We start from the raw sequence: 18,218 nt of genomic DNA, 5'->3' as shown, positions 1-18,218 counted from the left end.
CTTGTGTCAAATTATTGTATCGACCTCATAGTTAAAGGTAGTTGTCGCGACCTGATACTCTATTTCATCCCCCATGACCTTACCCTTCATCGCAAAGCCAAGTGGTGAATCGAATGTGACCAACATGACTTCCTGTTGCTTGTGCTGAACTTTCAAACCACCCGCACAAGGGGCAACAAAAAACCATCGACATTTATCTTCCAGATCAATCAAACAAACCAGACTACCAAGAGTGATTCGCTCTGATTGTTGTGGTAGTTTAAGTTGACCCATGACACTAAGATTTCGCTCGCCGTCCTGTACACGCATTGCCTGTCCATGGGCAAGGTAGGATGCCTCAAGCGCCAAGGTATCATACTTGTGTTCTGGAACCGTTTCTTCATCAGTAGCAGACTCGATTGCGCGTTGAGTCGCACGGTGGGCGACCTCAAGGGATTGTTGCATGGAAGATAGAATAGTTTGCAATAGCTCCAATTTGTTCATACTAAAATCATGTTCCTCCCCTCTTAATACCTCTAGAATACTATGTCAGGCACTTTCGTCATACTGGTAATAGGCAAATGCAAACATCAGGCAACCAAGATCAAATTCACGCTACATTGCGTACCGCTTTTGGCTTTGAACAACTTAGAGACGGGCAATATCAAGTCATAGACAAGGTTTTGGACGGCAAGTCCTGTGCGGCTATTTTTCCGACTGGTTCAGGAAAGTCTCTTTGTTATCAGCTATCTGCTTTATGTTTACCACATCTGACCTTGGTCATTTCTCCTCTACTAGCCTTAATGAAAGATCAGCTCGAGTTCTTGCATAGCAAAGGGATCGCAGCAGCGTCTCTCAACTCCAGCCAAAGCAAGGAAGAAACCCAACGGATCATGGCGCAAGTGCGTAATGGCGATGTGAAGATCCTAATGGTTTCTGTCGAACGATTGAAAAATGAGCGTTTTCGTCACTTTTTATCTCAGATTAGTATCTCGCAATTGGTTATCGATGAAGCACACTGTATCTCAGAATGGGGACACAATTTTCGCCCTGACTACCTAAAGCTTCCTCAGTTTCAACAAGAACTCGCTATTCCTCAAGTTCTCCTTTTAACCGCGACGGCAACGCAAGCGGTATTGGATGACATGAGTAAGAAATTCAACATAGCGCCGCATGACATTACGGTCACTGGTTTTTATCGACCTAATCTAGACATTTCAGTCATGCCCTGTTCGCAAGCACGAAAAAAAGGACGCCTTGTTGTCCGTCATCAACCAAGATCCAAAGTTACCGACCATTGTGTACGTGACCCAGCAGAACAGTGCCGAATTTATAGCCAAGCTACTCACTGAACAAGGCGTTAAAGCAGAGGCCTATCACGCGGGGTTAGATAGTGAAACCAGAGAACGAATTCAACAGGATTTTATGTCTGGTCAAACAGATTGCATTGCCGCTACCATTGCTTTTGGCATGGGAGTAGATAAATCAGATATCCGCCGCGTGATTCATTTTGATTTACCTAAATCAATTGAAAACTATGCGCAAGAAATTGGCCGTGCAGGTCGAGACGGACAAACTTCACAATGTATTTTGCTCGCCAACGAGGACGGTGTGTGTACGTTGGAAAACTTTGTCTACGGAGATACGCCTGAATACGATGAAATCCACAACGTCATTCAGCAAGCGATTACGTCAGAGCACAGCTGGGAAGTGGTGATCTCTCGTCTTTCCTCTGACAGTAATATTCGTCAGCTTCCGTTGAAAACATTGCTCGTGTACATGGAGATGGCTAAGGTTATCACAGCCCAATACAGTTACTTCGCCGATTATCGCTTCAAATTCATCAGGCCTAAGCAAGATATCATTGACCACTTTGATGGCGAGAGACGCCAATTTAGCGAAGCACTGTTTCACTGTTCACCACAAGCTAGGCTGTGGTGTCAGGTTGATTTTGATGCTCTGTGGCAAAGCTATAAAGGCGAACGCTCGCGTGCCGTCGCCGCACTGGATTATTTCCATCAAAACGGATGGATTGAGCTGGAAAGTAAGTTAATGACAGAAGTGTATCGGATAAGCCCACCTCAACAGTCTATCGAGGATCTCAGTGAGCAGCTTTGGCGACTGTTTAGAAGTAAAGAACTCAGTGACGTCAAACGTATTCACAATCTTTTAGCACTGTTTAAATCCAAACACTGTTTGAGTAAAGCACTGGCAAACTACTTTTCAGACAGCCAAGCTCCAGAGGCGTGTGGTCATTGCAGCGTATGTCGTGGAGAACAGCATGCTTGGCCTAATACGACACACCCACAGCTAGAACGCCAACAGATTGCTGACTGGTTGGCTCCTCTACAAGGTAAATCCGCCTCACCACTATCCAACAACCTCAAAACGAAGTTCCTGTGCGGCATAGCTACCCCTTGGTTTACCAAAGTCAAAGCACGCAGCTTAGCTGGGTTTGGCAAACTCAGTGAACATCCATATCAGCAAGTACTAAGTGAAATAGAAGCGCTGTAGTTTAACGTCAGAAAAAGCTCAGTTGCTTGGTCTGCTCTTCGGGTTTAAGCATCACGTTTAAGCCCAACAATCGAATTTCGCGTCCTTGCTGACGTTTAAGGATATCACGCAACAGACCTTTGAAATAATCCAGCTCAAGTTCAGGGTGTATGTGTTCAATTGTCGTGAGCTGGAAGTCGGCAAACTTGAGTTTGATACCCTGCTTAATAATCGCTTTATCAGGAGAGGCTTTGATCAGTCGTGTTTCCAGCTCAGGAAAGAGCTTGTGTTCAATCATGCGCCAACACTCGTCATAAGTACTGATATTTTCACTGAACGTCCGCTCGACACCTACGGACTTCCGTTCACGTTCAACGACTACCTCTCGCCCATCAATACCATGGCTCTTTTTCCACAGAGAAGCGCCTAATCGACCAAAGCGCAATAACAGTTCGCGATAATCACTGTTTTTAACATCCTCACAGAGATAAAAACCGGCCTGATGCAACTTTTCTAAACTTACCTTTCCCACTCCAGGGATTTTTTCTAACGGTAGCTTATCGACAACTTGCTGCACTTTGTCAGGCGGTATCACATATTGCCCATTGGGCTTATTCATGTCCGATGCAACTTTTGCCAAAAATTTGACTGGAGCAACACCAGCCGATGCGGTCAGTTGCAGTTCATTAAAAATATCTCGTCGGATGGCTTCTGCAATTAACGTCGCTGAGCCATAACACTGTTGACACTCTGTCACGTCCAAAAAGGCTTCATCCAAGGATAGAGGCTCAATGAGTGTCGTATAACGGGAGAAAATCTCACGAATATGCTGAGAGGCTTGTTTGTACACCTGCATACGGCCAGGGACGACCAGTAGGTGAGGACACAATTTCAACGCTTGGCCTGTGGGCATCGCACTGCGGATGCCAAACTTTCTCGCTTCATAGTTGCAAGTACTCAGAACGCCACGTTGTTTTTCACGCCCACCAACAGCCAGTGGCCTTCCACGATAACTTGGATTATCACGCATCTCCACCGCCGCATAAAAGCAGTCCATATCAACATGAATGATCTTTCTTACTTTTTCGTCGGACATAAACACACACAAGAACTGTACATAAATACAGTATAACTTTTCTCTCTCTACTCGCCAACTGTGGCACGAAGAGCAACACTTTTTTCCGACTTTCTAATAGAAGTATCAAAATATGCAGTTATTATTAATTTATAGGATGCGATAAGGAGGACTCAGGTGAACCATAAAGTGTTGGTGGTCGAAGACAGCCGTGCTTATCGCAGATATTTGACGCAACAATTGAGCTCTATTGGCTGTGATGTCATAGGATGTGAATCGTACGCAGAAACTCAGAAAGCTCTCTCTGAGCATCGTGACTTCCATTTTGCCGTGCTGGATTACTGCTTGCCTGATGCTCAGGACGGTGAAGTCATTGATCTTGTTTTGGATAATAAACAAAAGGTTATCGTACTCACCGCCACTTTTAGCGATAAGATTCGTGAGCGCTTTATCGCCAAGGGTGTTATGGATTACCTTCTCAAAGACAGCATGGCATCAGTTTCCTATCTTCTGCCACTAGCCAATCGTCTAATGAACAATGTCAGACATCACGCACTCGTAGTGGACGACTCACCAACAGTGCGTAAACACGTCGCCCAATTGCTCGAACATCAATACATTCGTACAACGCAAGCGCAAAACGGTTCTGAAGCACTGCACAAACTCGCAGAAACCCCGGATATTACCTTCATCATTACCGACCATGATATGCCGAGCAAAGACGGAATTGTTATGACGCGGGAGATAAGGCAAATGTACGACAAAAACAGCATTGCGATTCTTGGTTTGTCAGGCAGCGGGGATAGAACGCTAACCGCTAGGTTTCTGAAAGCTGGCGCTAATGACTTTTTGCACAAACCGTTTAACCAAGAAGAATTTTTTTGCCGAGTCAATCAACTCCTTGATATGAAAGAAGCCACTGACGAGCTTTATAAGTTGGCTAATCAAGACACCTTAACCGGGCTGTGGAATCGACGTTTTTTGTTCAATCAATCCTGTACTGAAGGCAGCGCTAGATACATCGCGATGCTGGATATCGACCACTTTAAATCCGTCAATGACACCTTCGGTCATGACGGTGGTGATACTGCACTAAAGACCATTGCCAATATATTGAAAATCTACTTTCCAGAAGATGTGGTTGTGCGCTTTGGAGGAGAGGAATTTTGCGTTCAGTCTTACGCAACACTGGATGAGTTTATCACTCGCCTAGAAAAAATGCGCCAGAGAATAGAGAATTCAATCATTAAGCATAATGGTCAAGACATCACGCTAACGATCAGTATTGGTGTATGTAGTTTAGAAGGTAGCTTGGAACAGCAAATTAAATTGGCAGACGATTGTCTTTATGTCGCCAAAGAACACGGCCGCAATCAAATCATTGCTACAGAATAAAAAAAGCCCGGATTGAACTCCGGGCTTTATGGTCGATTAAGCAATACGGTCTTTTTCCCACGCTGCCAGTTTTTCTTCACGAGCAGCAATCTTTTCTGCTCTTAAAGCTTCGCGAGCTTCTCGTTTTTTACGAGCATCACACGGTTCAGGGCAATTACATACCTTGTCGACACCCACAGCACCAAGACCACCACAACTGCCTTTTACCACTTTCTTTTGGAAAATGTAGCCGACAGACATGGCTGCGATAACGGCAATAAAAATGCCGAAAGTAATCAGAAATGTACTCATAATAACATGCTCACTTGGTATTATTTGTTCATAAATGGCTTATACGCTTCCGATGCCATTTCTTTAAATCCATCTTCGGTCTTAACGATCATAAACACAGGGATATTATTCTCGTTGGCTATCTTCATTCCCTGCTCTTCGCCAAGTACCATCAATCCTGTCGCTAGACCATCAGCAGTCATCGACGATTTATCCAGCACAGTCACTGACACCACTTTATGACGGATTGGTTTTCCGGTCTGAGGATTAATGATGTGCGAGTAACGTACACCATCACGCTCAAAATAGATACGATAATCACCCGAAGTGGCAACTGCCATATCACCCGGCTCGATAATCTCCTGCACAGCACGCTCATCAGCAGATGGTTTTTCAATTGCGATACGCCATTTAACGCCCTCACGATTGATGCCTTTGAGGCGCATCTCACCACCGACTTCTACCATGTAATTTTGGATGCCTTGTGATTGAATATAGTCCGCAACCACGTCTACCCCCCAACCTTTTGCAATGGTTGAAAGATCAACATACAAGTTTGGGATATCCTTACTCAGCAGATTACCTTCCACAGTCAAATGTTGAATACCAGTGTGGGTTTTACGTGCTGCCAGCTCTTCGTCCGTAGGCACAACTTCAGGACGCGCTTCAGGCCCAAAGCCCCATAAATTGACCAATGGGCCAACAGTCACATCAAGTGCTCCTAGAGTAAGACCGTTTAAACGAATCGCTTCTTTCACAACCGTGGCAGTCTGTGGTGACACTTCGAATGGCGTTGATGTCTGGCTTTGGTTGAAGCGGCTCAATTCGGAATTTTTGCGGTAAGTCGACATCTGGTCGTTCACTTCTTCCAGCAAGCGGTCAACTTCTTTTTGTAGGACTTCAGGTGATGGGTTACCCTCAGACTCTATGTACTTTATGTTGTAAGTCGTGCCCATTGTCGGACCACTTAAATGAATCTGTTCTACGGGCTTTTCACAGCCAGCAAGAACCAATAGAGAAGCAAATGCAACAAGCCACTTTTTCACTTGTTAGACTCCTTATAAGAGAAACAGAAATAGCACATGACTCTGTTTCAGAGCACATCGACTATGGCCATTTGTAAAATTCATAGCAGGAAAAAACAAAGGCTGACTCTTACGAGTCAGCCATAGATTTCAATTACTTAGTGGCTAACCACCAAAGTCATCGAGTAGGATATTTTCATCCTCAACACCAAGATCTTTTAGCATGCCGATAACAGCTGCGTTCATCATTGGTGGACCACACATGTAGTACTCACAATCTTCAGGCGCTTCGTGGTCCTTCAGGTAGTTTTCGTACAGTACGTTGTGGATGAAGCCAGTGTAGCCATCCCAGTTATCTTCAGGCATTGGATCAGATAGAGCACAGTGCCATACGAAGTTGTCGTTTTCTGCTTGTAGGCCGTCGAAATCTTCTACGTAGAACATTTCGCGCTTAGAACGAGCACCGTACCAGAATGACATCTTACGTGAAGACTTCAGACGTTTAAGCTGGTCAAAGATATGTGAACGCATCGGCGCCATACCTGCACCACCACCAACGAATACCATTTCGTTGTCAGTGTCTTTCGCGAAGAATTCACCAAATGGACCAGAAATCGTACACTTATCGCCTTCTTTCAGAGACCAGATGTACGAAGACATGATGCCTGGTGGTACGTCTGGGTTGTTTGGCGGCGGTGTAGCGATACGGACGTTCAGCATGATGATGCCTTCTTCTTCCGGATAGTTCGCCATTGAGTAAGCGCGGATAGTCTCTTCGTTTACCTTGGACTCGTAACGGAACAGGTTGAACTTGTCCCAGTCTTCACGGTATTCCTCAGGGATATCGTAGTCAGCATATTTCACGTGGTGAACTGGTGCTTCAATCTGGATATAACCACCAGCACGGAAAGGTACTGATTCGCCATCTGGGATTTGTAGCTTAAGTTCTTTGATGAATGTCGCTTTGTTATCGTTAGAGATAACGGAACATTCCCACTTCTTAACACCGAAGATTTCTTCAGGGAGTTCGATGTCCATGTCAGTTTTCATTGCAACCTGACACGCTAGACGCTCACCTTCACGTGCTTCACCTTTAGTAATATGGTCAAGCTCGGTAGGTAGGATATCGCCACCACCTGATTTAACTTTTACGCGACACTGACCACATGAGCCACCGCCACCACAAGCAGAAGATACGAATACACCAGCACCAGCTAGAGCACCCAGAAGCTTACTGCCTGGCTGTGTAACGATCGCCAGTGAAGGGTCATCGTTTACAGAAATTGTAATGTCACCTGTTGGTACAAGCTTAGACTTAGCGAAAAGAATCACTAGTACTAGCGCAAGTACGATCAGAGTAAACATCACTACACCAAGAATAATGTCCATTGACTATTCCTTAATTGTTGCGGTTTACCCGACTTACAGTTGAACACCAGAGAAAGACATAAAGCCTAACGCCATAAGACCTACACTGATAAAAGTGATACCAAGACCACGAAGACCAGGGGGCACGTCAGAGTACTTCATCTTCTCACGGATACCTGCAAGAGCAACGATAGCTAGCATCCAACCCACACCTGAACCGAAGCCATAAACAACTGATTCAGCAAAGTTGTAGTCACGTTGTACCATGAAAGATACACCACCGAAGATCGCACAGTTTACTGTAATCAGCGGTAGGAAGATGCCCAGCGCGTTGTACAGAGGTGGGAAGAAGCGGTCTAACACCATCTCTAGAATCTGTACTAGTGCTGCAATTACACCGATAAAGGTGATGAAGTTTAGGAAACTAAGATCCACACCTTCAACTAAAGCATTTTCTTTCAGTACGAGGTTGTAAACTAAATTGTTAACCGGAACTGCGATAGTCAGTACCACAACAACAGCCACACCAAGGCCAAAAGAAGTCTTAACTTTCTTAGATACTGCAAGGAATGTACACATACCTAAGAAGAAAGACAGAGCCATGTTTTCGATGAAAATCGATTTAACTAATAGACTAATGTAATGTTCCATGACGCCCTTACTCCTTCGCTTCTACTTGTTCTGGTTTCAGAATACGGATCACCCAGATCATGAAGCCGATGAGGAAGAATGCTGATGGGGCTAGAAGCATCAGACCGTTTGGCTGATACCAACCACCATTGCTCACTAGAGGTAGCACTTCCATGCCAAATAGTTTGCCTGAGCCAAATAGCTCGCGGAAGAAACCAACAGTGATAAGAACGAAACCGTAGCCAAGACCGTTACCAATACCATCGATGAGAGATGGCACAGGTGCAGACTTCATAGCGAATGCTTCAGCACGACCCATAACGATACAGTTCGTGATGATCAGACCTACGAATACCGATAGCTGTTTAGAGATATCGTATAAGTATGCTTTCAGCACTTGGTCTACCACGATAACAAGTGACGCGATGATCGCCATTTGAACGATAATACGCACACTGTTAGGAATGTGGTTACGGATTAGAGATACAGAGAAGTTTGACAACGCAGTTACAAACGTTACCGCTAGTGTCATTACAAACGCTGTCTCTAGTTTAGTTGTTACTGCAAGAGCAGAACATACACCAAGAACCTGTAGCGCGATTGGGTTGTTATCCAACACCGGCGCCATAATGCTCTTTTTAATGTTTTGTGCGCTAGACATTAGTTCAGACCTCCGTCACGAACTTTTGCTAGGAACGGACCAAAGCCCATATCGCCTAACCAGAAGTCGAATGTACCTTGAACACCGTTACCAGTTAGTGTTGCACCTGAAAGGCCGTCGATACCATGCTCTGAACCTTCTGGAGCGCCACCTTTAACAATCTTGATTGCTGGCTTGTGGTTGTCGTCAAACAGTTTCTTACCGACCCACTGAGCACGCCATGATGGGTTTTCAACTTCACCACCGAGTCCAGGGGTTTCACCCTGTTCGTAGTAAGTGATACCAGACACCGTATTACCGTCAGTTTCAACAGCAACAAATGCGTACATCATAGACCATAGACCAGTACCATGAACTGGCAGAATAACTTTAGACACGTCATTGCCGTCTTTCACTAGGTATACAACACCCGTGTTAGCACGGCGGATGATTTTCGCCTTGTCTTCTCCACCAGTAAGTTTAACTGACTCTGAAGGATCTTTTGCAGCTTTACGCTGATCATAATTCTCAGCGGTAGAACCATCTGCTGCTTCTGCAACAAAGTTTCCAGTGTTGAAGTCAACCAAGCGAGGTTCGATGTACTCAGCGAATAGCTCTGGTACTTTTTACCCGCTGTATCAATACCAGCAACTTCGATAATCTTAGTTTGCTTATCTAGTACAGCGTTAGATTTTTGCTGATCGCGTAGACCAACAGCGGCTGTTGATACGATGATTGAACAAACAAGGCTCAACCCGATAACAACACCCAGCGTCTTTTTAATGCTGTCGTTATTACTTGCCATAGCGTGCTTGTCTCCGCTTGATGTTCTTCTCGATAACTACATGGTCGAACAGAGGTGCAAACAGGTTCGCGAATAGAATCGCCAGCATCATACCCTCTGGGTAAGCTGGGTTAACCACACGAATAAGTACACACATCACGCCGATTAGCGCGCCGTACCACCATTTACCACCATTGGTAAATGAAGCGGATACAGGGTCTGTCGCCATAAAGAACATACCGAATGCAAAACCACCTAGAACTAGGTGCCAATGCCATGGCATGTTGAACATTGGGTTGGTATCAGAACCGATAACGTTGAACAGCGTTGCGGTTGCAATCATACCGATCATCACACCAGCAATGATTCGCCACGAAGCGATTCGCATGTAAACGATCATCGCTGCACCAATCATCAGGGCAAGAGTCGATACTTCACCGATTGAACCTGGGATGTTACCGATAAACGCGTCCATCCAAGTGATAGGAGCACCGGTTACTGTGTTAACAAGAGCACCGTTACCACCTTGAGCCCATTGGCTAAGCGCAGTAGCACCTGAGAAACCGTCAGCAGCAGTCCAGACTACGTCACCCGAGATTTGAGCTGGGTAAGCGAAGAATAGGAAAGCACGACCAGCCAGTGCAGGGTTTAGGAAGTTACGACCTGTACCACCAAAGATCTCTTTCGCTACCACAACACCGAATGTGATACCTAGAGCCGCTTGCCATAGAGGCAGCGTTGGCGGAACGATTAGCGCAAACAAGATAGAAGTAACAAAGAAGCCTTCGTTAACTTCGTGCTTACGCACCATACAGAACAACACTTCCCAGAAACCACCAACAATAAACACTGTGGCGTAAATCGGTAGGAAGTAGGTCGCACCCAGTAGCATCTTAGTGCCAACCCCTGCATCAGCTGCAATAGTGCCGCCAAGCATTTCGGTTAGCCAGTAATGCCAGTTACCTGCGATAACGGCTGCTAGCTGCTCGCCAGCATACATGTGGTTAAGTGCTGCAATAGCTTGGCCACCTGCGTTGTACATACCCCAGAACATTGCTGGGAATACCGCGAACCAAACCATGATCATGATACGTTTTAAGTCAACGCTATCACGAACGTGCGAGCTTTTCTTTGTGATAAGACCTGGCGTGTAGAAAACTGTTGCAACAGCTTCGTACAGGGCAAACCATTTTTCATGTTTACCGCCAGGCTCAAAATGATGCTCGATGTCTTCAAGAAACTTTTTAAGAGCCATGAAAATTACCCTTCCTTCTCGATCTTATCTAGGCATTCACGAAGTAACGCACCGTACTCGTATTTGCCAGGACATACAAAGGTACACAATGCTAGGTCTTCTTCATCCAATTCTAGCGCACCCAGTGCTTGAGCACTGTCAACGTCGCCTGCACATAGATCACGAAGTAGCAAAGTTGGTTCCATATCCAATGGCAATACACGTTCATAGTTACCAATTGGCACCATTGAACGATCACTACCATTCGTGGTTGTTGTCATGTTGAACAACTGACCTTTGAAGATATGACCAAGGAAAGCACGGGTTACTGAGAACTTATTCTTACCAGGCATAGCCCAGCCAAACAGTTCTTTGTCACGACCTTCACGTAATACAGAAACCTGTACATGGTAACGACCTAGGTAAGCGTGAGCACCAGTTGCATGAGTACCTGTCAGTACTGAACCAGAAATCACACGAACTTCACCAGGCATTAGCTCGCTATCAGTCAAATCTTCTAGGTTTGCACCTTGAGTTGTACGAACTAAGCGAGGGTTGTTTACTACTGGACCAGCCAGAGATACAACACGATCCGTGTAAAGTTCACCAGTTAGGAACAACTTACCGAACGCAATAACGTCTTGGTAGTTGATGCTCCAAGCCACGCTTTCTGCATTTACTGGGTATAGGAAATGCATGTGGGTGCCAGCTAGACCAGCTGGGTGAGGGCCATCAAAAACATGCTCTTCAACATTTGACTGAGAAGAACGAGGTAGACTGGTGCCAGATTTACAAACGTAAACCTTACCGTCTGTCAGAGTTGAAAGCACATCCAAACCAGCAACAAACGCATCTTGCTGTTCATTGATAACCAACTCAGGCTGAGCTGCTAACGGATTAGTATCCATAGCAGTTACAAAAATAGCCTGTGTAGAAGATTCGATTGCTGGAACCTTGCTAAACGGACGAGTACGTAAAGCCGTCCAAAGACCTGCATCAACAAGCTGAGTTTTAACCGCGGTGCGGTCAAGACTTGCTAGTTGGCTGGCTTCAAACTTATCGAACGTTACCTGCTCCTCACCTGCCACTTCAATCACTACAGATTGAAGGACACGTTTGGCGCCACGGTTAATCTCGATCACTTTACCGCTTGCTGGTGAAGTAAATTTCACACCTGGGTTCTTTTTATCTTCAAAAAGAACTTGGGCTTTTTCACTTCATCGCCTACGCGAACATGCATAGTAGGACGCATGCCAACGTACTCTTCGCCAAGCAAGGCGACTTTCTTGATGGTTTTACCATCATTAATCACCTGGGTAGGAGTTCCTGCGATAGGAAGGTCCAAACCCTTCTTTATTGTAATCATACGCACTTGCACTACTTTTATCGGGAAAAAGATTCTTTGATTGCGTAACTTTTAGACACGACACTAGTGTCCGGTTTTGGCGCAATTTAAAACACCAAAATCGCAACATCCTATTAAAAACCTCGCTACAAATTTAGTCGAGATTTATCAGGTGCGATAGTCTATCATCTTTTTAGAAGTCTATGCCATGACCAATAAGGGTAATCAGATAGATATTTCAAAGGAATTGAGTTTAAAAGGTTAAGTATTGGTCATAAGTTTGAACCATCGCACAAACACCAATAACCACATTATCAACAATGCCTTTAACTATTCACATTGTGAAACATTTCTGATTAAAACTAATTCAGCTGTTTATTTGTTTCTACATTGTTAACGTAGACTGACATAGCAGAAAACAAAAGAGGCAGCATAAGCTACCTCTTCAGATTCTATTATTTGGACCCACCCATACACATTGGACTATCTGGGGCCAGTTGGTTTTGCTCTTTCCACTCCATAGGCGTGTACGTGTGCATCGACAAGGCATGAATATGATTAGCGAGTTCATCGGCTAGCACCTGATTCACTTGGCGATGGCGCCCAATCAGACGTTGACCTTCAAATTTCTCACTGACCACGACCACTTTAAAATGACTTTCCGAACCCGCCGGAACATTGTGCATATAACTTTCGTTTAGCACGTGAACAAACTCAGGCTCGAAATGCTCTTGCAGTTTAGTTTCAATCACTTCTTGTAGCATTGTGTGTCACCATCTAAATATGAACAGTATCAAAGAGCAAATAATAGTCTTCTTATACGCAAAGCAAAAGGTTTTAGTTTCCACACGCACGACCTTCTGCGACAATTTACACCATCAATTTGCCTAAGCGTTCCAAATATGAAAACTGAACTTGTGCTCCATGAGCGCACCTTAACTTTGCATCGATTCCCTCAACGCAATAATGAAACTCTTCAGGCTTGGGATGCCGGCGATGAATACCTGATTAATCATGTAGAAGAACTTGGTCTCACTGGCAAACACATTCTGATTCTAAACGACAATTTTGGTGCGCTGAGCTGCTGGTTGTCGGAGAAAAATCAAGTCACTATGATGAGCGATTCCTTCATCGCTCATCAAGGAACCCGATCCAACCTTAAACGAAATCACTGCCGTGATGTCACCTTGCTTCATACCATGGATGATATTCCGCAAGGCGTGGAATACGTTTTGATGCAAATCCCGCGAAACAACCGCCATTTGGTATGGCAACTTAGCCAGCTTAGACAAAAGTTTGATGCTCCAGTACCTGTGATTGCAGTGAACAAAGCAAAAGAAATTCATACTTCTACATTAAATCTATTTGAAAAGTATCTGGGGACAACAACCACCTCTCTAGCATGGAAAAAGCATCGTCTGGTTTTCTCACAAGCAGATACCACGACGAAGATTTCAGTAGAGCCTACCACCCGCTGGAGTATCGATGAGCACGACTTTGCGCTCGACAACCTGCCTAATGTCTATTCAGGTGAAAAGCTGGATCAAGGAGCACGATTTATGCTTGATCACCTCCCTAAACATCTCGCCGACAGAAAAGTGGTCGATCTTGGGTGCGGTAATGGTGTTTTATCCGTAAAACTTGGACTATTGAACACAGACATACAACTCACTTGTGTCGATGAAAGTTTTATGGCGACAGAGTCAACCAGAAGGAACCTAATTAATAGACTTGGGAAAGAGCGTAAAATAGACTGTGTGACCAACAACTGTCTAGACGGATTCGCAGCGGAAAGTGCAGATTTTGTCGTATGCAATCCTCCTTTTCATCAGCAACAAGCGATTACCGATCATATCGCATGGCAGATGTTCTGTGATGCAAAGCATGTTCTCAGCAAAGGTGGGCAATTATTAGTTATCGGTAACCGCCACCTCGGCTACGATGTGAAGTTATCTAAGCTATTTGGAAAAACGAACGTAAAACTTGTCGCTTCAAATAAGAAATTTGTTATTTTACAAGCAACTAAATAGTTCACTATCATGTCTCTAATACGTTTAGAGTGACGATTAAAGGAAATTACAATGAGAAAACTGGTTCTAGCCGCGTCAATGGCCTTACTTACTGCTTGTTCTGCACCGCAACACGAACAGCTAAACTTTATGCCTCAGCCAGTTCTGAGCAACAATGACATCGTACAAAACGCAAGTTTCACTCTGACAAGTAAAGACGTTCGTTCAGCGCAGTATGTTGCTCTGATTGATAGTGGCCGTTCAAACATTGAGCCCATTCATTCTAAGCAAAATGTACGTATCGCCATTGAGAATGCCTTGTTGGAGCAATTCAAGTCTCAAGGATTCCGCAGCACGGTTAACAGTGAAAACTCAGTCAAAGTGGAAGTACAAGAAGCGCTAGTATCTGTCAAGCACTCCATAATGGAAAATGAAATGGATGGCAAGGTAGTCGTCGAAGTGACGGCTGAAACGCCTCAAGGCAAACTGGTCAAAACATACTCAGGTACAGCAAAACGCACAGGTGCTCTGAGTGCTTCAAATGAAGAGATCGAAATTGTACTCAATGATGTCACTAATCTAGTACTGAAAGAAATTTCAAGCGATCGTGAATTGAAAAACTATATGCAGGAGCGCTTCTAATGTGGAAAGTTGCTATTGCCTCTTTGGCTCTAGTCAGCAACCTTGTTTTTGCTGGTCCGAAAGTTGAGTTCGAAACTACACTAGGTGCATTTACGATTGAGTTAAATCAGGAAAAAGCGCCGCTAACGGTAGAGAATTTCCTCAAATATGTAAAAGATGGCAGCTATGTAGGCACTCAGTTCCATCGCGTGATTCCGGGCTTTATGGCTCAGGGGGGGTGGTTTTGATCAAGACATGAAACAAAAGCCAACTTACGCACCGATAGAAAATGAAGCCTCAAATGGATTAAAGAACGAAACAGCAACCGTTGCCATGGCAAGGACTAACAACCCTAATTCGGCAACGCGTCAGTTCTTTATCAACTATGTCGACAACAGCTTTCTCGACTACGACCAACGTCCACCTGGTTATGCTGTATTTGGTAAAGTGACTCAGGGTTTTGACGTAGTACAGCAGATGTCTAAAAAACGCACCAAGACGGTCGGCAGATACCGCGACGTACCTGCAACGCCTATTGTGGTGACAAAAGTGACTTTGCTTCCATAATCTAATAAGGCTCCAGCTTACTAAGTTGGAGCCTTTTCAAATCCACCTTCTTTCCATAAATTGGCAAGCACTATTCAATTCACAAGGAAGACGTCATGTCTACCAAACCCTCTCCAATGTCTTGGTTGGAAACCATTTATAGTTATTATGATAAGCGCCTACTGTGGGTGTTTATGTTAGGCTGTTCAAGCGGCTTCCCATGGGTGTTGATTGGCTCAAACATGTCGGGTTGGTTAAAAGATGCTGGTTTGACACGCACAGCGATTGGCTACTTTGGCAGCGTTTTTGCTGTTTACGCGATTAACTTTTTGTGGGCTCCACTCGTGGACCGGGTCAAACTTCCGGTACTACATACAGTACTAGGCCAACGCCGAAGCTGGATTTTCTTCTGTCAGTCACTAGTCCTTGTCGGTACTTTATTTATTGCTGGCGTGGACCCATCGCAAAACTTAGCCTTAACCTCAATGCTTGCCTTAGGCATCGCGATAGCATCGGCAACTCAGGATATTGCCATCGATGCTTTCCGCATCGATACTTTCCCTAAATCAGATTCATCCAAGCTACCACAAGCCTCAGCGATGGCAGTGATTGGTTGGTGGACTGGCTATTCACTGCCGGGTTACGTTGCTTTCATCAATGCAGATTCAATCGGCTGGAACGGTGTCTACTATGGTATGGCAGGTATTGTCGGTATTTTGATGTTGTTTACTCTGCTAGTCGGCGAACCAAAGACCAATCGTGAAGCACTCCAAAAACAAGCCGAAGCGCGTCATAACCAAATCGTCGGTTCTCAAACGCTCTCTTGGTTAAGCGTTACCGTGGTTGAGCCTTTCCTAGATTTCTTTAAACGTAATGGCGTCAAAGTAGCAATAACTCTACTTCTATTCGTCTTCCTGTTTAAAATTGGTGAAGCTTTCTTAGGCAGGATGTCCATCGCTTTCTATAAAGACGTCGGCTTTAGTAATGAACAAATCGGCCATTACTCTAAGTTGATTGGCTGGGGAGCCACCATAGTCTTCACTTTAGTTGGCAGCATGTTTAACGTTCGTTTTGGTATCGTAAGAGGTTTAATGATCGGCGGCATCGCTATGGCTGGTAGTAACTTAATGTTTGCTTGGATTGCCTCTGTGGGACCGGATGAAGATTTATTCTTAGCGACCATTATTGTCGATAACTTTACAACAGCATTTTCCACCGTCGCCTTCGTGTCTTTCTTAACTGTCCTCACAGGCCAAGCTTTCTCTGCAACGCAATATGCATTACTGGCATCGTTGGGTAACTTTGGACGGACCACATTAGCGTCATTCAGTGGTGAGTTGGTTGACTTTCTCGATGATTGGTCAATGTTTTTTGTCATTACATCGGTGATGGTCATCCCGAGCTTGCTTATGCTCTATTCACTTCGTCACTACTTCGCTGACCTATTGAACAAAGCCAAAGAGCGAGATTGACCACAACTTAAAAAGTAGTCCCTCAAATAGAAAAAAGGCTTGGCAGTTCGCCAAGCCTTTTGCTTTTGAGTCTCTTATGGGTACATACCTTTGCCGAACATGTTAAATATGCGGGCAACACCTTGAGTAAATATCATAGGCTCTGTGAGTACGGTAATACACAAGCAGTCCTCTCCTTTTTGAGTATAGGGACTGTGTTTTATCGAAGCATCTTTAACGAGGTAATCACCCGCTTCGTAATGGCCATCTTCGTCGCTAAAGCCACCATGCAATATCAGCGTCGATTCCATACCCCTATGAGTGTGCTGTGGAATCTTCACATCTTCCGCGATGTACATTAAGTTCACTCGTACACTGTTACCCAAGTCGACTGGTGCGCTAAATACCTTGCCACCGTAGTTTTTCCATTCCCCCACCTTATCGCGGAAACGTGTAAGAGACAGGGGTAACTGAAAGGTTTTACCGTTGACTTCAATGCTGGATGGCTTTCTGGTCGGTCGAACCGCTTGTGGAGCTGGGTCTGTCTCTAAAATGTCGTTCAGCATACTGTCAAACCCGCTGTCATCGAAAACATCGGTTTCCATTAGCGCTTCACCACATAGACTCTCAAGCGCTAACACTTGTTTTTTGCAACTAGGGCAGCTCTCCAAATGAGTGGCGACAGTAAACCCATCGACAGCATCCAGACTGCCTTCAACATAAGCCTGTAACATATGCTGGTTTGGATGATAGCTCATAGTCTCTCTACCTCTATTGAATGACGTAATTTTTCTACTGCTAGTCGAAGCCTTGATTTTACTGTGCCGACTGGAATATCGTACATGTCTGCCACCTGCTGATGTGGCAGTTCCTCTAAGTACACGGCCTGAACAACCTTCTTTTGCGCCTCAGGGAGGACGTCTAAAAATTTCACGACCTGCTCTTTAAGCATTTCGTGTTCAGGCGCATAATGCTCTACCAAATCTGGTGGACAATAATCATTAGGCCATATGTCCTCCGAATGGATATGCAGATCTTTACCGCGTTGTTTGCGCAGTGTGTCGTAACACAGGTTTCGCGCTATGGTGTAAATCCAAGTCGACAGCGAGCTTTTGGCTCCATCGAACAGGTGACTTTTCTGCCAAACCGTGGTCATCGTTTCTTGCACTAGCTCAATAGCAACTTGTTCGTTGCCCATATGCTTGTATGTGAACTGCTTCAACCGTGGAGCAAAATGCTTAAACACCAAGACATAGGAAGCTTTATCTTTTTCTTTCACTTTTCCCATACAGAGCAGCCAGTCTTGTTTAGCAAAAGAGTCTGTGTCCTTAGCAGCCATATTTTTGGTCCTTT

The 18,218-nt window shown here is 44.8% G+C and carries 15 protein-coding genes and 4 pseudogenes; 6 read left to right on the top strand and 13 right to left on the bottom strand.

Annotation, left to right across the window (positions count from 1 at the left end; genetic code table 11):
* Positions 1-6 precede the first annotated feature (6 nt).
* Positions 7-483 carry a GreA/GreB family elongation factor gene (locus tag KW548_05260; protein ID QXX07427.1) on the bottom strand — a complete coding sequence of 159 codons (477 nt, stop codon included), beginning with the start codon at positions 481-483 and terminating at the stop codon, positions 7-9.
* Between the two features lie 77 nt (positions 484-560).
* Between KW548_05260 and KW548_05255 the strand changes: the two are divergent.
* Positions 561-2,493: pseudogene (locus KW548_05255) on the top strand (RecQ family ATP-dependent DNA helicase).
* A 7-nt stretch (positions 2,494-2,500) separates the two neighbouring features.
* Here the strand turns inward: KW548_05255 and dinB are convergent.
* Positions 2,501-3,568 carry a DNA polymerase IV gene (gene dinB, locus KW548_05250; GenBank protein ID QXX07426.1) on the bottom strand — a complete coding sequence of 356 codons (1,068 nt, stop codon included), beginning with the start codon at positions 3,566-3,568 and terminating at the stop codon, positions 2,501-2,503.
* Between the two features lie 156 nt (positions 3,569-3,724).
* Between dinB and KW548_05245 the strand changes: the two genes are divergently transcribed.
* Complete coding sequence (locus tag KW548_05245) at positions 3,725-4,942, top strand: diguanylate cyclase (protein QXX07425.1); 1,218 nt, start codon at positions 3,725-3,727, stop codon at positions 4,940-4,942.
* A 36-nt stretch (positions 4,943-4,978) separates the two neighbouring features.
* On the opposite strand, the gene nqrM is transcribed toward KW548_05245, so the two are convergent.
* The 9 genes and pseudogenes from nqrM to bolA form a co-directional block, all read right to left on the bottom strand.
* The gene (nqrM, locus tag KW548_05240; protein ID QXX07424.1) at positions 4,979-5,233 is read right to left on the bottom strand and encodes a (Na+)-NQR maturation NqrM; all 255 of its coding nucleotides are present in this window, start codon (positions 5,231-5,233) and stop codon (positions 4,979-4,981) included.
* A gap of 20 nt (positions 5,234-5,253) precedes the next feature.
* Positions 5,254-6,258 carry an FAD:protein FMN transferase gene (locus tag KW548_05235; protein ID QXX07423.1) on the bottom strand — a complete coding sequence of 335 codons (1,005 nt, stop codon included), beginning with the start codon at positions 6,256-6,258 and terminating at the stop codon, positions 5,254-5,256.
* Between the two features lie 144 nt (positions 6,259-6,402).
* A complete protein-coding gene (gene nqrF / locus KW548_05230) occupies positions 6,403-7,626 on the bottom strand; it encodes an NADH:ubiquinone reductase (Na(+)-transporting) subunit F (GenBank protein QXX07422.1) in 1,224 nt (407 codons plus the stop codon).
* A gap of 33 nt (positions 7,627-7,659) precedes the next feature.
* Positions 7,660-8,256 (bottom strand): NADH:ubiquinone reductase (Na(+)-transporting) subunit E, encoded by a 597-nt coding sequence (gene nqrE / locus KW548_05225; GenBank protein ID QXX07421.1) that lies wholly within the window; start codon positions 8,254-8,256, stop codon positions 7,660-7,662.
* A gap of 7 nt (positions 8,257-8,263) precedes the next feature.
* A complete protein-coding gene (nqrD, locus tag KW548_05220; GenBank protein ID QXX07420.1) occupies positions 8,264-8,896 on the bottom strand; it encodes an NADH:ubiquinone reductase (Na(+)-transporting) subunit D in 633 nt (210 codons plus the stop codon).
* Positions 8,896-9,680: pseudogene (locus KW548_05215) on the bottom strand (Na(+)-translocating NADH-quinone reductase subunit C). Before KW548_05215 ends, nqrD begins: the two are co-directional and overlap by 1 nt.
* A complete protein-coding gene (locus tag KW548_05210; protein QXX07419.1) occupies positions 9,670-10,914 on the bottom strand; it encodes an NADH:ubiquinone reductase (Na(+)-transporting) subunit B in 1,245 nt (414 codons plus the stop codon). Before KW548_05210 ends, KW548_05215 begins: the two are co-directional and overlap by 11 nt.
* A gap of 5 nt (positions 10,915-10,919) precedes the next feature.
* Positions 10,920-12,259, bottom strand: a pseudogene (locus tag KW548_05205) (Na(+)-translocating NADH-quinone reductase subunit A).
* Positions 12,260-12,693: 434 nt separating this feature from the next.
* Positions 12,694-13,002, bottom strand: a complete 309-nt coding sequence (bolA, locus tag KW548_05200; protein QXX07418.1) for a transcriptional regulator BolA — start codon at positions 13,000-13,002, stop codon at positions 12,694-12,696.
* Between the two features lie 138 nt (positions 13,003-13,140).
* On the opposite strand from bolA, the gene KW548_05195 reads away from it, so the two are divergent.
* The 4 genes and pseudogenes from KW548_05195 (at position 13,141) to KW548_05180 (ending at position 16,886) form a co-directional block, all read left to right on the top strand.
* Positions 13,141-14,268, top strand: coding sequence for a methyltransferase (locus KW548_05195; protein ID QXX07417.1), 1,128 nt, complete (start codon positions 13,141-13,143; stop codon positions 14,266-14,268).
* Between the two features lie 51 nt (positions 14,269-14,319).
* Positions 14,320-14,889 carry a hypothetical protein gene (locus KW548_05190; protein QXX07416.1) on the top strand — a complete coding sequence of 190 codons (570 nt, stop codon included), beginning with the start codon at positions 14,320-14,322 and terminating at the stop codon, positions 14,887-14,889.
* Positions 14,889-15,435 (top strand): annotated as a pseudogene (locus KW548_05185) (peptidylprolyl isomerase). Before KW548_05190 ends, KW548_05185 begins: the two are co-directional and overlap by 1 nt.
* Positions 15,436-15,551: 116 nt before the next feature.
* A complete protein-coding gene (locus KW548_05180; protein QXX07981.1) occupies positions 15,552-16,886 on the top strand; it encodes an MFS transporter in 1,335 nt (444 codons plus the stop codon).
* Positions 16,887-16,960: 74 nt separating this feature from the next.
* Here KW548_05180 and KW548_05175 read toward each other — a convergent pair whose 3' ends face one another.
* Complete coding sequence (locus KW548_05175) at positions 16,961-17,623, bottom strand: ChrR family anti-sigma-E factor (GenBank protein QXX07415.1); 663 nt, start codon at positions 17,621-17,623, stop codon at positions 16,961-16,963.
* Positions 17,620-18,204, bottom strand: coding sequence for an RNA polymerase sigma factor (locus tag KW548_05170; GenBank protein QXX07414.1), 585 nt, complete (start codon positions 18,202-18,204; stop codon positions 17,620-17,622). The genes KW548_05175 and KW548_05170 overlap by 4 nt, the downstream gene beginning before the upstream one ends.
* Positions 18,205-18,218: the final 14 nt, after the last annotated feature.

Origin of the sequence: Vibrio neptunius (assembly GCA_019339365.1) — a bacterium.
GTDB lineage: Bacteria > Pseudomonadota > Gammaproteobacteria > Enterobacterales > Vibrionaceae > Vibrio > Vibrio neptunius.
Note: the sequence above shows the minus strand (reverse complement) of the source record. Positions and strands in the feature narration are given on the sequence as shown.